This window comes from Priestia flexa NBRC 15715 (genome assembly GCF_001591565.1).
GTDB classification, from domain to species: domain Bacteria; phylum Bacillota; class Bacilli; order Bacillales; family Bacillaceae_H; genus Priestia; species Priestia flexa.
In genome coordinates, this window is the sequence record NZ_BCVD01000032.1 from 1 (window position 1) to 15585 (window position 15585).

Sequence of the window (15585 nt, forward strand, 5' to 3'; positions counted from 1 at the left end):
CTTATGTCCCAGCCTCTTCGTTTTGAAGAAGTTCTATTTGTTGCGCACACGTTTAGTATAACGTATTTTCCCTGGTATTGAACATGAAATTTTTGGGCTTTCTTTATTTATTTAAAAGAATACAGACATATATACTTCGTCCACGTATTTCCCATTAATATAAGCTTGTTCTTTCATAACGCCTTCTGTCTTAAAGCCAACTTTTTCATATAATTTATACGCCACTTCATTTGAAGTAAACACCGTTAGCGACAATTTATGCATGTCGTTTTCTTTGCACCATTTTAGCGTATAGTCCATTAACTGCTTCCCAATTCCCATACCTTGTACTTTTGAAATTAGCCACGTACGGAAAAGCCCGCTATGACGCTTCATTCGAATTTCACCGCGAAGAACACGTGCAATTCCAACAACTTCTCCTTCGACTTCTGCAACAACATACATATGCCCTTGCTTTGATACACTTTCAATAAACTTCTGTTCTTCTTCAACGGTTTTTGGCGCGTCTTTTTGAATAAACTCCCCCGCTTTAATAATCTCTTCTACAGCTGTTGTAATCTCTCTTGCATCACGGGGCTCTGCTGGACGTATTGTTACTTCACGTCCATCCTTTGCTACAAATGTTACCGTATCTTTTTCTGCTGTAATCATCTATATCAACTCCTCTAACCATTCAATAATCACTTGTTGTTAGTGTTCGTTTAATTCTCTACTTTATCATTGGAAATGTTTCTTTTTGCATGTTGTCAGGTAAACTGATAACTGCACTTTAGATATACCCAAAGCCTTTATATTTGTAAACCTTTTTGGGAAAATTTATTTTTGCATATCCTTGTGCACATTGCAAATGGTTTGCATAAAGTAAAATAAATAGCAATATTCAAATTATTCAATAAAAAAGCTCTCAACGCTTGCCTAACACAAGCATTAAGAGCTTTTTACTTTTATTTTGTTACCATTTCTTTTTGTACAGATGTTTCTGGAGTTCTTACTTTTGAAACCGCCAGTACGTTGAATACAATATTTAAAATAATCGCTGTAAAGCTACCTGCTACAATTCCATTTCCAGTTAGGATTTGAATTCCTTCTGGAAGCTGAGCAAATAAATCTGGTACTACCGTTACGCCAAGCCCCATTCCAATAGAGCATGCGATAATTAACAGATTCTCTTGCTTTTGTAAATCCACTTCGCTTAAAATTTTAATTCCAGATGAGATAACCATCCCGAACATCGCAACCATTGCCCCCCCTAATACAGGGCTTGGAATCACGGTTGTAATCGCAGCAATTTTGGGAATAAGCCCCAGAACAATTAGGATACCGCTCGCTGCAAACACTACGCTTTTGGTGCGAACACCCGAAAGCTGAAGCAGCCCTACGTTTTGTGAATACGCCGTATAGGGAAATGCATTAAACAATCCACCCAGGGTAATAGCTAACCCTTCTGCGCGATATCCACCAGCTAAATCTTTTTCCGTTACTTCTTCTTTACAAATATCACTAACTGCAAAATATACACCTGTTGATTCAACAATCCCTACTAATAACACCAAAAACATCGTTAAAATAGCCGTTAAATCAAAGGTTGGCATTCCAAAGTAAAAGAAGTGTGGAACGTGGACCCAAGCTTCATCACGAACGCCTGAAAAATCTACTTTTCCCATAAATGATGCGGCAATGGTTCCAACGATTAGACCTGCCAACACAGACACTGATCTCATAAACCCTGTTGTAAAACGATATAATAAAATAATAAGTACTAATACACCAAACCCAAGCGCTAAGTTACTTAAGCTCCCGAAATCAGCGCTTCCTTCTCCACCAGCCAAGTCTTTCATTGCTACGGGAATAAGCGTAATTCCAATAATCGTCACCACAGACCCGGTGACAAGTGGAGGGAAAAAGCGAACAAGCTTACCAAGGTATTTTGATAAAATAACAATCATAAGCCCTGCCACAATTATGGAGCCATATATGCTCGATACGCCATATGAACTTCCGATTTGAATCATTGGACCTACAGCAGTAAACGTACATCCTAGTACAACCGGTAAGCCGATACCAAAGAAACGATTTTTCCACACCTGTAATAGCGTAGCAATTCCACACATAAACAAGTCAATTGCGACCAAATAAGTTAGCTGCTGCTGCGTTAATCCAATTGCTCCACCCACAATTAATGGCACAACAATAGCTCCGCCATACATGGCTAAAACATGCTGTAATCCTAGTGATAGCACTTTTCCATTATTCATCTTAAGATGTCACTCCTTGCTTCGTAGGAACAAACGTAACCTGTCCATCTTTTAGTGATTCGATACGTGCAAGCGATTCAACTTTCACACCCGTTTCACGAACTAGGCGACCGCCATCTTGAAAAGCTTTTTCAATGACAATTCCTACGCCCCCAACATCAGCACCAGCTTTTTTAACAATATCCATTAATCCCAGTGCAGCTTGTCCGTTTGCCAGGAAGTCGTCAATAATTAATACGCGATCAATTGGCAAAATAAACTTTTCAGCAACCGAAATTTCATTTTCTTCTTTTTTAGTAAAGGAATATACTTTTGATGTAATTAATCCGTCTTGTAAAGTTAATGATTTACGCTTGCGAGCAAACACCATTTCCACATTGAGCTTCAGTGCCGCCATAATTGCTGGAGCAATACCAGATGATTCAATTGTTAAAATCTTTGTAATACCTTCTTTTTCAAATCGTTTGCCAAACTCTTCTCCAATTTCTTTCATGAGAACTGGATCCATTTGGTGATTTAAAAACGTATCAACTTTTAAAACCGTATCTGATAGTACAATACCGTCTGTTAAAATCTTTTCTTGTAATGCTTTCATCTTATAATTCCTCCAACTTCTTTTTCACAATAAAAAGCTCAAAAACATAGCTACACCCACGTATGAGTAGAGCAATGTTTTTGAGCTAACCTATAAGACGAAAGCTAAAAGTGTCACCGCTCACTCATAGTCAAACCATTTACGGTGGTTTGGTAGAAACTTACGAGCCATATTCTCGTCATTATATGAGTGCGTTATTGAGTTGTGTTTAGTATACCAATATTCTACATGTTTGAAAACCTTTTTATCGAACATTTTATATTAAAGATTCTAAAAATGTTCGTGAAAACGACAAAAGAAGATAAGGTTATTCTTATCTTCTTCGTCTTTTCTATTAAAGAGAGTATACTTCCGTGTATTTTTTTTCTAAATAATCAATTAAATAATTGACGTTTAACCCTTCTCCCGTCACGTCATGCAAGATTTCAAGCGGCTTTTTCGTTTTGCCATACTGATGAATATGGTATGTTAACCAATTTGTAATTGCTTTTACGTCACCAATTTCCAACAGCTCATCATAATCTGGTAAGTCTTTTACCATCGCATTTTTAAACTGAGCTGCGTACATATAACCAAGCGCATAGGAAGGGAAATACCCAAAGCTTCCACCTGCCCAGTGTACATCTTGAAGTACGCCTTCTCCATCATGATTTGGGCGAATGCCTAAATACTCTTCATATTTATCATTCCAGATCCCAGGAAGATCCTTCACTTCAATGTCACCATTTATTAATCCTTTTTCAATTTCATAGCGAATCATAATGTGAAGTGGGTACGTTAACTCGTCCGCTTCGATACGAATCAATGAGGGCTGTGACTGATTAATTGCCCGATAGAAGTCTTCTAATGATACGTTCTCAAACTGACCGCTTGAATAGCGTTTAATCACGTCATAGTTACGCTTCCAAAATGAAAAGTTTTTACCCACAAATTTTTCATAAAAAAGGGATTGTGACTCATGAATGCCCATTGATGTGCCTTCACAAAGCACCGTACCAACTAGATCTTCTGAAATATTTTGTTCGTATAGAGCATGACCACATTCGTGAATGGTACCAAAGATTGCCGTTCGAAAATCCTTTTCATCATATTTAGTTGTAATTCTTACATCTCCTGGATTTAAGCCTGTTGCAAACGGATGAACCGTTTCGTCTAAGCGACCAGCTTCAAAATCGTAGCCGAGCTCTTTTAAGATGGCTAAACTAAATTCACGCTGCTTATTTTTTGGAAAAGTTTCAAATAAGAAACCTGTTTCTGGCTTATTAGGTGAAGCAGCAATCTTTTGTACAAGCGGCACAATTCGATTGCGGAGCTGCCCAAACACATTGTCTAAGATTTCTACCGTCATTCCAGGTTCAAAAAGATCTAGTAAGCGGTTATATTTATTACCTTCGTATCCCCAGTACTCTACAAATTTTTGGTTGAACGCTACGATTTTCTCTAAATACGGTTGAAACATCTGAAAATCTGCTTTACCTTTCGCTTCTTCCCACACAGATTCAGCTTTAGAGGTTAAAATAACGTATTCTTTATATTCGTCAGCCGGAATTTTTTTATTAAGCTCATATTCCTTTTGACATTCTTTTACCGCTTTCTTTGTCGTATGGGATATGTAATTTTGAGCGGTATCAGTAGTCAACTGCTGAATGAATGAAGCCATTTCATTAGAAACAGATAGTTTAAACGCTTCAGAGGACAGCATGCCAATTACTTCTGAGCGCTGCTCCACTCCTTTTTTCGGTGCACCTGTGCGCAAATCCCAGTACATAACACCCATCGCTTCATGATAACTTTTGATTTTCTTCATCAATTCATGAAAATCCCGCTCTACAAGCTGAATATTTTCCTTCATAAAAAAACCTCCCCTTTTTACTTACTAGCTTACTATGCACTTATGTCATATAGTAGAGAATCGTTACATTCTCTGCTTTTAGTTTAAAGGTTTTAAACAAAAAAGGATAGCCGTCTGCATAAGACGAGCTATCCTCATATTGTTTAAACGCGAGCTTTTATCGCTGTAGGTAAATTCTTTTCAATAATGGCTTGAACCTTCTCATCCGTATTTTCCGGCATAAAAATAGTAATTAGGCCTTCATCTTCATGCGAACGAATCAATCGTCCCACGCCTTGCTTTAAACGAAGCAGCATGTAAGGCATATCCGCATCCCAAAATGCATCTGCAACCTGCTTTCGTTTTGCTTCAAAGACCGGATCATTTGGCGGATATGGAAGTGACCATAAAATAACATTTGAAAGTGATGGACCTGGGATATCAAGACCTTCCCAAAGGTGAACCGCACATAAAATCGTTTCTTCTTCACGTTGAAATTGAGAAACTAGCTTGCTAATTTCTTGATCTCCTTCAAATAAAAACGTGTATTCACTTAGCTCTTTAGATGCTTCTTTAAATAAAGCTAGCTCTTCACGTGTATTAAATAGTAGCAGGGCTCGTCCATTTGTTCTTTCAAGCTGTTTCAGCGTATAACCATATTTTTCAGCAAATGCTTCACTGCCAGCTGCTACCATTTTACAGGTAATGTCCATCTTTTCATCATAATCAAACGGAGACTCTACTGAAAATGATAAAGGTTTTCCAATCCCTAAACTGTATGCTAAATAATCAAATGATGAATTATCTGAAAGCGTCGCTGAGGTAAAAATATATGGAATCTTCTTAGAGAATACGCGCTCTTTTAATACATCTTTAACAGCTTGTGGCATAATAACGAGCGTTAGCTGCCAATCTTTTTCTTCAAGCCAGTAAATTGCATTTTCATTCTCCATAAATAGACGCATTGAATAGTCAATTTGATCTAAATACTCATCGACAATGCGAAGCGTGTATTCATCTACCGTATAGGTTTCACTTTCAAAAACAAGTTCGTTTCCAATATGCTCCAAAAGACCAAGCAGTTCTTTTCCAACCTTTTGCACACGGCTTGTACGCTCAATTTGCTTTCGATTAGATCCAACGATATCTTGACTTGCCTCACTAAGCGCATCAAAAAATAGCGAATAAACATCGATTGTATGCTCAATTTTTAATGCTAGTTCTTCACGCACATCATTTTCTAATAAACGTGTTAATAAGTTCTCAAGCGTATCTTCTTTAATACGGTACGTCAATGCCTTTTGCGCTGCAAATTCAAGCAGATGTCCCTCATCAAACACTACGCAGCTACTTTCTGGTAAGAGCGGTAGCTGACCCTCACGTTTACGAGCTTCAACAGTCCAAATATGCTCCATATAAAAGTCATGAGAGCAAATAATTAAGTCTGTCGCTTTGCGGTAGTGTTCACGTGATAGAGTTAAACCACATCGGTGGCGCTGATCACAAGAAGAACAATCTTGGAAAGAATCCCAGTTAATCTGCTGCCACTCTTCATCGGTTAGATGTGAATACTCTTTACGATCTCCATAATGATAAAACGACTGCATACCGCTATGATCATGTACAAAATCAGGTAATGTTTCGTAAATTTCTTCAATGTTTTCATTATCCGTTCGGCTTGTAACTGCATCTAGTTTCTTTAAGCAAAGGTACTGATCTTGCGATTTTGCAAGGCGAACATCCATGTTGATATCTAGGATTTTTGATAACTTTGCGATATCTCCCTCAGCCTTTACGAGCTGCTCAATCAATGTTTCATCCGCACAGGCAATAATAGCAGGCTTGCCAACATAGCGTGCGTAGCAAATCGCATACAATAGATAAACAATGGTCTTACCCGTACCTACTCCTGCTTCTGCAAAAATAACGTTTTTTTCTTTAAACGCGCGCTCAATTTGAAAGGCCATAAAGATTTGCTCGTCTCGAAGCTCCAACCCTGCATCCGGAAGGTGATCGTAAAAAACGTCCCCAATCCATTCATTTAACTTATCAAAAAAATTCTCATCTCGTCCAATTGTAAAAGGCAATCGCTCTCTCATCATTGATTAATGACTCCTTTAACTATGTAAATATAAACCTTTCAAAAGGTAAATTCATTTATTTTTTTCTGTAAATAACTAACTGAAGCAAAACTTAATTATCTAGTATTGAGAAAGGATTGTCAATATCTATTCTAGTGTCGTAAACAATAAAAAGCTCTGCAAAAGCAGAGCATAAGGTATTAGTATCATATATAAGAGCTATTCGCATTAAGAAAGTGGGCGAAAACAAGAGTCCGTGGATGAAATAAAATTTAAAGCAGCCTCATATTCAGCTTTAGCTTGCTCAAACTTATTCAAAAGATCTGGAGAAAGTTCTCCTCCTTGCTGTATATGCTGATAGCTATTTTCTAACGCTTGACGAATTATTAAGAAATGCTCGTTTGGTCGGACCATTTCCAACACTCTCCTTCTCTCTATAAAAATAGTTATAAGCTTATTGTATACAGAAACCGTTTCATTTATTCATAGAAAAAATGTCAGATAGAGATGAACTTTCTTTACTGAATATGACATCTGGCGCAGTAAAATAAAGAAGATCCATCACGGTGATGAATCTTCCTTATTAGCTTTTTCAACGATAAAATACTGAAATCCATACATCAGTACATCTTTGAAAAGAAAAATGCTGAGAAGTTGCGGCTTTTTAATCGTTCCAAATCGAAACATCTTCAGCTTCTTTGTCATAAAACAAAAAGCCAATCGGTAATTAAATTCAACAGCATATATAGGCCAAAGCGTCCGTATGTAAGCCTCATAATCCAAAAAGAGCCTGGAATGAAAGGGCCAAAACAAGTGCCATTTCTCCTGTAAGATAGCGTAAAGGAGGCATTGGAAAGGACCACCATTTGAATTTTTCAGCTACAAAGCTTTCCATAAAAATAAATACGAAAACGAACGCAACTGCATATTTATATCTTTTAATGTATTTCACACCAAAAAAGGAACTATTAACCAAGATAATACAATCATACTATCAAAGAATATTTTTGCTTCTTTAAATATCTTCAACTGCCCCACCTCTTTTTGTAGTATGCGCAGAATAATTTGGATTATTGAAGATTGTCCATAAAAAATACACATGCTAAAACTTGAGCATGTGTATTTTAATTAGATTAATTTGTTTTGCGAGGTGGACGTGGTCCCCAATATTGATAATAGTCGGTTTTGATAAATCCGTTAAAGAGTTTACGCTTTTTAGTCGCGGGCTTGCCGTAATACTGTTCAAACTGCTCATGGGATGTAAGCATGAAAACAGACCACGTATCAAGCTTAGCAAACGCATCGCCCATTTCTGCATACATTGCTTCAACAGAAGGTCGATCACTTAAACGCTCTCCATACGGTGGGTTTCCAACAATAATCCCGTATTCCTTTGGAGTCGTGAAGTCACGCACCTGCATTTGCTTAAATTGGATCAAGTCTCCGAGACCAGCTTCAAATGCGTTTTGCTGCGCTACTTTTATCATACGGTGATCGATATCATGCCCAGCGATATCTAAATCTTGATCATAGTTTGCTAATTCCTCTGCCTCATCACGTGCTTTATCCCAAATCTCTTGAGACATCCAAGGCCACTCTTCTGAAATAAAGTCACGATTGAAGCCAGGTGCAATATTTTGACCAATTAGAGCTGCTTCAATCGCAATCGTTCCTGAACCACAAAATGCATCAACAAACGGACGATCAGGATTCCAAGGCGTCAGCATAACCAGTGCTGCAGCTAACGTTTCTTTTAACGGTGCCTCACCTTGTCCAACGCGGTAACCGCGCTTGTGCAAACCTGCTCCACTCGTATCGATTGTGATTGTTGCAATATCTTTTAACAGCGCTACTTCAATTTTAAACGTCGCGCCTTTTTCTTCAAGCCAGCCTGTTGTGATATTATGATGCTTTTTCATTTTATCAACAATGGCTTTTTTCACGATACTTTGGCAATCAGATACGCTAAACAGCTTCGATTTCACTGATTTACCCGACACAGGGAACTGAGCATCTACGGGTAAATAGCGTCCCCAATCAAGCGCTTTTGTTTTTTCAAATAATTCATCAAATGTACGCGCTTTAAATTGACCAACTTCAATTTTCACGCGGTCTGCTGTGCGCAGCCATAGATTTGCTCTCGCAATTGCTAGCTCATCGCCTTCGAAGATTACTTTTCCATTATCTACTTCACATTCATAGCCTAATGCACGAACCTCTTTTGCTACAAGTGATTCAATTCCCATTGCAGCGGTTGCAATAATTTTATATTTTGTCATTTTTCAACCTCATTTTACTGTCTAATAATGAATACTACGTGTAAAAGTACCATATCCACTTGCGGTAGTCAAAAGCTTTCAAAAAGAAAATGCTTAAACTCACTAAAAAAGGCTCACATATGTGAGCCTCAAAATAAGCGCAATCGTTTGCACTAACCTTTGTTATCAAACAAAATAAACACGCGTTTCATATGGGCGTAATGTAAACTCTTGAACCGTCTCTTCTGTTGCTACTTGATAATTGTGAATAAGCAGCTCTTCTTCATTAGTTTTTACTTCTTTTGGCAACTTAAACTCTTGCTCTTTAGAAGATACGTTGCAAATAATGATTGCTTTTTTATCATCTAGCGTACGCGTATATGCATAAATTGCTGGATGATTTTCTAGCAACAAGTCATACGTTCCGTAGACAAATACTTCATGCTGTTTACGTAACGTTATAAGCTTCTTGTAAAAATTTAAAATCGATTCCTCGTCTGACAGCTGCTGCTCCACGTTAATGTCAACATAGTTTGGATTCACTTTCATCCAAGGTGTTCCTGTTGAAAAACCAGCATTTTTCGTACGATCCCACTGCATCGGTGTACGTGAATTATCACGACCTGTTTCCCAAATCACTTTCATGATTTCTTCATGACTCTGACCTTTTTCACGTTGAATACGATAGTAATTCACCATACCGACATCATTATAATCTTCAATGCTGTTAAACTTTACGTTTGTCATTCCTAACTCTTGGCCCTGATAGATAAAAGGTGTGCCCTGCATTAAGAAATAAAGTGCAGCTAAGCATTTTGCGCTTTCTTCACGGTATTTCATACTACCGAATTTATTAATAGAACGAATATGGTCGTGGTTCTCAAGATAAAGTGCATTCCAACCACCAATTTGAGCTAAGCCTTTTTGCCAATTCGTTAAAATTGTTTTGAACTCAACTAAATCCAGAGGTTCACTTTCCCCTTTGTCCCACAGTCCCATATGTTCAAATTGAAAAATCATATCGAATTTACCGTTTTTAGCGCCTACCCATTCGTCAGCATCGTCCCACGTAACGCCATTTGCTTCACCAACTGTCATAATATCGTATTTAGCAAATGTCTCTTCTTTTAATTCTGATAAATGCTCTTGAATACCAGGACGATTCATATGGCCCTCAAACGAAGGTACATAATCTAACCCTTCTGGATTTGGTAGGTCTGGAAAACCAGGCACTTTTTTAATATGTGAAATAGCATCTACTCGGAATCCATCAATTCCTTTATCCAACCACCAATTCACCATATTATATAGCTCTTGTCGAACCGCTTTGTTTTCCCAATTTAGGTCGGGCTGTTTCTTTGAAAACACGTGCAAATAATATTCTTTCGTCTCGTCATCAAACTCCCAAGCAGAACCATTGAAAATGGACTCCCAATTGTTTGGTTCATTGCCATCATTACCTTCATGCCAAATGTAATAGTCACGATACGGATTATCTTTTGAAGAACGCGCTTCAACAAACCAAGGATGCTCATCAGATGTATGATTAATAACTAAGTCCATAATTAATTTCATATCTCGTTTATGAACTTCCTCTAACAGTTCATCAAAATCTGCCATGGTACCAAAATCACTCATAATATCTTGATAGTCACTAATATCATAACCATTATCGTCATTTGGTGATTGATAAATTGGACAAATCCAAATAACATCAATCCCGAGATCTTTTAAATAATCAAGCTTTGAAATGACACCCTGAATATCACCAATTCCATCTCCGTTTGAATCTTTAAAGCTACGTGGATAGATTTGATACGCTACGGCTTCCTTCCACCATTTCTTTTCCATTTGTTCAACTCCTCACAACATTCCCTACAAGTAAGCGCTAGCATATAAAGCGCTACCATCATTTTATACTGAAATGCAATAAAAAAACAGCTATTTTATAAAAAAAGAAGCGAAGGTTTCAAGAAGACCTTCGCTTTTATTTAATTAACTTATGTTGAAAAGCATAGATAACCGCTTGCGTACGATCTTGCACATCGAGCTTGCTTAGTAAATTGCTCACATGAGTTTTAACCGTTTTTAAAGCAATGAATAGCTCATCGGCAATTTCTTGATTTGTTTTACCCTGTGCCATAAGCAAAAGGATTTCCATTTCACGTCCTGTCAACAGCTCGTGCGGAGAAGATGGGCGACGCATTCTCGTCATCATTTTCCCGGTGACCTCCGGCTCAAGCACAGCCTCTCCTGCATATGTAGCGCGAATAGCTTCCGCAATTTTGCTTGCTTTAGACGTTTTTAACAGGTAGCTAGATGCTCCTGCCTCAAGTGCTGGATACACTTTTTCATCATCTAAAAAGCTCGTCACAATAATGATTTTGGCTTCACTCCAATGGTCAACAATGTGTTTTGTTGCTTCAATACCATCCATACCATCCATGACCAAATCCATTAAAATGATATCCGGACGGTGCTTTAGCGCTTTTTCTACCGCTTGCTGACCGTTAGCAGCTTCGTCGACGACGTGAATATCTGCCTGAGCAGATAAATACGCTGAAACGCCTATTCGTACCATTTCATGATCATCAACTAACAATACGTTAATCATGAGCAACTCTCCTTTCTTCAGTCTATTCGTTATGAATGAGCGGGACCTTTACTTCTAACTTCGTCCCTTGATTTGGCAAACTAACAATTTTTAAGGTAGCTCCTACTTCAACGGCTCGCTCATGCATATTTTGCAATCCATAAGAGCCTACTTTTTCCATTTCTACATCAAAACCGATACCATCGTCTTCAATACGTAGAATAACTAAGCTGTCACGCTGAACGAGCAGTACCTTCAGCATGGATGCTTTAGAATGCCTCAGTGCATTGGAAACAGATTCTTGAGCAATTCGAAATAGATGGTCTTCTACTCCTTTATCTAGTAAAAACTCTTCTACATTCCACTTAAGCTCCATCGGAACTTTTTGAGCAAGTTCTAATAAAAGTTCTGTAATGCCCTCTTGCAACGATTTTCCTTTTAATGCAGCTGGTCGCAAATGTAGTAGCAGTGCCCTCATTTCTAACTGCGATTGATTAATCATTTCTTCTACCATTTTTAACTGCTTGCTTTTCGGAGAATCTTCATCCGTTGATTCTGTTAAAGCTGACATGAGCATGGATGCGGCAAACAGTTGCTGACTCACAGAATCATGAAGCTCACGAGCTAATCGATTTCGCTCTTGCACAATGACTTCTTGAACTCGCTTTTGCTGATCTTCCACTTTTTCATTAACCATTTTTTGCGATTGTTCAACCTGCTCGCTCATTAGGCGTTGAACTTCTTTTACATTAGATAAAATACCTTCTACTTCTTGAACCGTTGTTTTATCATTTCGATCTTGATATTGACGGTTTTTCATCTCACGCAATCGATTCTCAATCACTTCAAGCTGTTGCCTCCAAAGCAATCCAGAAACGCCTCCAAAAATTGCTCCTATCGTTAGACTACTCGTGATGGAGAAAAGAATAAAAGGAACGTCAAACACTTCTCGTTCCCATAGCTCTGTAAACCGTTGGATAGGAAACGCCATAAACACGCTAATTATCATTGTAATAAACGTTGTAAAGGCTATCGTGATTCCCCATAGTAACTGGCGCTGAATAACGCTCATATTCGCTTCACCTCTAAACTTCCAACGCCCATTGAAATCATTACTTTTATTTTTTGTGATGCCTCATCAAATTCTGGCGTTTTCATATACACGTTTTGAAGTGGCGCAAAAGATTGCGCATGATCAAAGATTGTAACTGCTCCAGCCATAGAAGAATGATTAACCGAAATTTCTGTTTCGTATGGAATAAAAATGGTCACGTTACCCGCTAGTTGTCGAATAAAAATAACCGATTCACCCTTTGGAAGCACGGTGTAGCTAAGATCAATTACCACATCGCTCCACACATTTTGAATATTAATGTCACTCCATTCGTAAACGGTTTCGTCTGTTCGCTGTCGCGATATAAATGAATTTTTCAACAGCTGCCTTTGCGCTCGCAGGGATTCTCGACTTTCTGTTAAAGGCGTAATATATACCGGTTCTTTTTTAGACTTAACAAAATGAAATAAATAATAGAAAAAAATTGCAATGACCAAAAACTGAAATGCGACTGTATTAACTAAATTTAAAATCGCACCAATGATTCCTATCCAAAATAAGATTTTACCTGAGCGCCTTGGTAGACGTTTTCGCCCTATATAGATAAAAGCACCAGCAACGAGGAGTGCAAAAATAAACCCGCTATGAAAAAAGACAACTTCAACAAATAAAATAAATAGAGCTGTAATGATTATTAGATTGAAGTATCCATTGTCTACAATTCTTTTCATGCCGTTCTCCTCCTTTCGCTTTGCAGGCATTTCCTCTTGATGAAAAAGGCGTAGCTACTACTACGCCCTTTTTAGAATATCACGTTTTGTCTATGAGATTACATTTTTTCATCCTAATTAACCTTATTTTGCTTCTTTTTGTAAAGCTGCAATTTTGCTGTCAATTGTTTGACGATAATAATCGGTATTAATTTGATTTTCTAATTGATCAATATAGTTTTCGATATCCGAAAACTTAGAATATTCACTTGATGCTAGTTCATCATTGTTTAAAACAGTGTTCATTCGATGATTTGCTCGCGCAACGTTTTCACGACCCATCAGTTCCATTCGGCGAATATGCATATCCTTCAGCTTGTGCTTCATTTCTTCATATTTACGCTCTAATTCATCAAGCTGCTTGGTGACGTGCTGAACCGATATGTTCAAGCGTTCTGTACGCTCTTCATATTGAGCATGCTCTTTTTGAACAAATTCATACAGCTCATTTTCTTGAGCTTGCAGAGCTACTTCCGCTTGCTGCTGGCGCTTTTCTTTCATTGCCGATGCTAGCTTATATTCACGCACAAGCTGTTCTTTTAATAGGTGCTGACGTTCCACCAACTTTCGAACTCGTTCTGTTTCTTCTTCGCATTGGCGCAAATAGTAATTCAAAGCTGCAATTGGGTTTTTTTGTTGCTTTTGGTCAAGCATATTGTGCAAGTCCGATGAGATTGATTCTTTCATACGTGTAAAAATATTTTTCATAACGTTCACTCCTTAATAAGATTGTTTATTTAATTCTGTCCATTGGTTTTCAAAGTTTTGAAATGGATCCTCTGTTTTAATTTCTTTCACGTTATTATCGTTCCACTTGGTGTATACAAAGTAAAGCGCAATGGCTGCTAAGATACCGAAAAATGCTGGTACGTTAGCAATCATGCTCAAGATAACAATCACACCAAGTACTGCAAAAGCTGCTTTCTTAAATGAAGATGTTGCTTTTACTACCTGCTTCCATACACCATATAAAATGACAAGCCCTAGTAGCATTAGCATCATCGGTCCTAAATTAGCAATAAGCACAACCGCTGCTATTAGGCCCAGAATAAATAGTCCAAATTTTTTCATCATGTTGCCTCCTTTCTTTTTCTATTCTCATCTTACCTACAATTCTTTCTTTCCAAAACGAGCTTAAGCTTGATTTCCATCTAAGACCTGAGGCTTAGTACAGAAAAAAGCACACAAAAAAAGCTCTTCATGATATGAAGAGCTGGTGCGAATATATTTGGTTAACAACTAATGTCGACTGCTGTTCAATAGCGTTCTGTAAGCCATGTTTTGTTCCTTTGTACTACAAGCGGCTAGCTACCTCGTACTCCGGTGGTAATTATCTATCTACAAAATGCGTGCATTTTGTCCTTCCCTCTGTTCAATTCCTTTGGGAAAGTTCCCCTACCATTATTTGGGTTTCTCACTCGTGGGGTTTACCTCGTTCCACTCTCAATATTTCTAATGAGACTTCGTCACTGTGGCACTTTCAGAGTATTCAAACCATATCCTAAGACTTAGGCTTTTTCCCCGCCGTTAGCAGTTACGCTACCCTAGCTTATGACTTCACTAGGCACGAACACTACAAGCATCTCAGCCTGTGCGAGCATGGACTTTCCTCTACATCTTCAAAGAGATGCAGCAATTACCCAAACGCTATTGATTACGACCTTTCTAATTATAATAAAAATAGGAGTTAATTGCAACTCCTATTTTTATTCTTCATCATTCGTATAGCTTGCTACCAAATACATGCTTTTCAAGATTAGACAAACGTTTTAAAATATCAAAGTTTGTCGTACCAGCCTGCTGCTGTGCTGGTGGCGGCGTATAAGACGGTGCCGTTGTAGATTGTGGACGTTTTGATAACTCTTCCACTTGCTTTTTTAAGCGTAAATTTTCTGCCTGTAGTAACTCGATTTCTTCATGAAACGCTTCATAATCTTTAATAATGGAGTCTAAATATTTATCGACTTCCTCTTGATTATAGCCTCTCATTCCTGTTTTGAACTCTTTTTCCAAAATTTCTTTTGCTGTTAAACGAATTTTATCAGCTAACATTTCAATCACCTCGAATACAATAAACCTCTTGTTTATTATAAACCATTTTTTCAGAAATAGCTCAACTTGTCAATTTATCTTGCAAAATGTTTTTCA

16 protein-coding genes, 1 other RNA gene and 1 riboswitch are annotated in these 15585 nt (G+C 37.9%); all 17 genes read right to left on the reverse strand.

Going from position 1 to position 15585, the window contains the following annotated elements; all coding sequences use genetic code 11:
* Positions 1-111: 111 nt before the first annotated feature.
* The gene (locus BFL01S_RS07570) at positions 112-651 is read right to left on the reverse strand and encodes a GNAT family N-acetyltransferase (protein ID WP_025909377.1); all 540 of its coding nucleotides are present in this window, start codon (positions 649-651) and stop codon (positions 112-114) included.
* A gap of 293 nt (positions 652-944) precedes the next feature.
* Positions 945-2255, reverse strand: a complete 1311-nt coding sequence (locus BFL01S_RS07575; RefSeq protein ID WP_025909376.1) for a nucleobase:cation symporter-2 family protein — start codon at positions 2253-2255, stop codon at positions 945-947.
* A 1-nt stretch (position 2256) separates the two neighbouring features.
* Positions 2257-2850 carry a xanthine phosphoribosyltransferase gene (locus BFL01S_RS07580; protein ID WP_061785349.1) on the reverse strand — a complete coding sequence of 198 codons (594 nt, stop codon included), beginning with the start codon at positions 2848-2850 and terminating at the stop codon, positions 2257-2259.
* Positions 2851-2957: 107 nt separating this feature from the next.
* Positions 2958-3059, reverse strand: a riboswitch (purine riboswitch).
* Between the two features lie 125 nt (positions 3060-3184).
* A complete protein-coding gene (locus BFL01S_RS07585) occupies positions 3185-4702 on the reverse strand; it encodes a carboxypeptidase M32 (protein WP_061785350.1) in 1518 nt (505 codons plus the stop codon).
* A 143-nt stretch (positions 4703-4845) separates the two neighbouring features.
* Positions 4846-6783 carry an ATP-dependent DNA helicase gene (locus tag BFL01S_RS07590; RefSeq protein ID WP_061785351.1) on the reverse strand — a complete coding sequence of 646 codons (1938 nt, stop codon included), beginning with the start codon at positions 6781-6783 and terminating at the stop codon, positions 4846-4848.
* A gap of 207 nt (positions 6784-6990) precedes the next feature.
* Positions 6991-7176, reverse strand: a complete 186-nt coding sequence (locus tag BFL01S_RS07595; RefSeq protein ID WP_061785352.1) for a hypothetical protein — start codon at positions 7174-7176, stop codon at positions 6991-6993.
* 147 nt (positions 7177-7323) lie between these two features.
* Entirely contained in the window at positions 7324-7467 is a 144-nt protein-coding gene (locus tag BFL01S_RS21000; RefSeq protein ID WP_235859210.1) for a hypothetical protein, read from the reverse strand.
* Between the two features lie 67 nt (positions 7468-7534).
* Complete coding sequence (locus BFL01S_RS21235; protein ID WP_268873885.1) at positions 7535-7657, reverse strand: hypothetical protein; 123 nt, start codon at positions 7655-7657, stop codon at positions 7535-7537.
* Between the two features lie 238 nt (positions 7658-7895).
* Positions 7896-9041 carry a THUMP domain-containing class I SAM-dependent RNA methyltransferase gene (locus BFL01S_RS07605; RefSeq protein ID WP_061785354.1) on the reverse strand — a complete coding sequence of 382 codons (1146 nt, stop codon included), beginning with the start codon at positions 9039-9041 and terminating at the stop codon, positions 7896-7898.
* A gap of 165 nt (positions 9042-9206) precedes the next feature.
* On the reverse strand, positions 9207-10871 hold the full coding sequence (locus tag BFL01S_RS07610) for a glycoside hydrolase family 13 protein (RefSeq protein ID WP_025909370.1): 1665 nt from the start codon (positions 10869-10871) through the stop codon (positions 9207-9209).
* A gap of 136 nt (positions 10872-11007) precedes the next feature.
* Positions 11008-11634 carry a response regulator gene (locus BFL01S_RS07615; protein ID WP_025909369.1) on the reverse strand — a complete coding sequence of 209 codons (627 nt, stop codon included), beginning with the start codon at positions 11632-11634 and terminating at the stop codon, positions 11008-11010.
* 22 nt (positions 11635-11656) lie between these two features.
* On the reverse strand, positions 11657-12685 hold the full coding sequence (locus tag BFL01S_RS07620; protein ID WP_061785355.1) for a sensor histidine kinase: 1029 nt from the start codon (positions 12683-12685) through the stop codon (positions 11657-11659).
* Positions 12682-13398: a cell wall-active antibiotics response protein LiaF gene (gene liaF / locus BFL01S_RS07625; RefSeq protein ID WP_061785356.1), complete on the reverse strand. Its 717-nt coding sequence runs from the start codon at positions 13396-13398 to the stop codon at positions 12682-12684. The genes BFL01S_RS07620 and liaF overlap by 4 nt, the downstream gene beginning before the upstream one ends.
* 123 nt (positions 13399-13521) lie before the next feature.
* Positions 13522-14145: a PspA/IM30 family protein gene (locus BFL01S_RS07630; protein WP_061785357.1), complete on the reverse strand. Its 624-nt coding sequence runs from the start codon at positions 14143-14145 to the stop codon at positions 13522-13524.
* Positions 14146-14157: 12 nt separating this feature from the next.
* Positions 14158-14511 (reverse strand): lmo0954 family membrane protein, encoded by a 354-nt coding sequence (locus tag BFL01S_RS07635; protein ID WP_235859211.1) that lies wholly within the window; start codon positions 14509-14511, stop codon positions 14158-14160.
* A 191-nt stretch (positions 14512-14702) separates the two neighbouring features.
* An RNA gene (rnpB, locus tag BFL01S_RS07640) (RNase P RNA component class B) lies at positions 14703-15085 on the reverse strand.
* A gap of 68 nt (positions 15086-15153) precedes the next feature.
* The gene (gene gpsB, locus BFL01S_RS07645) at positions 15154-15489 is read right to left on the reverse strand and encodes a cell division regulator GpsB (protein WP_025909364.1); all 336 of its coding nucleotides are present in this window, start codon (positions 15487-15489) and stop codon (positions 15154-15156) included.
* Between the last annotated feature and the right edge of the window lie 96 nt (positions 15490-15585).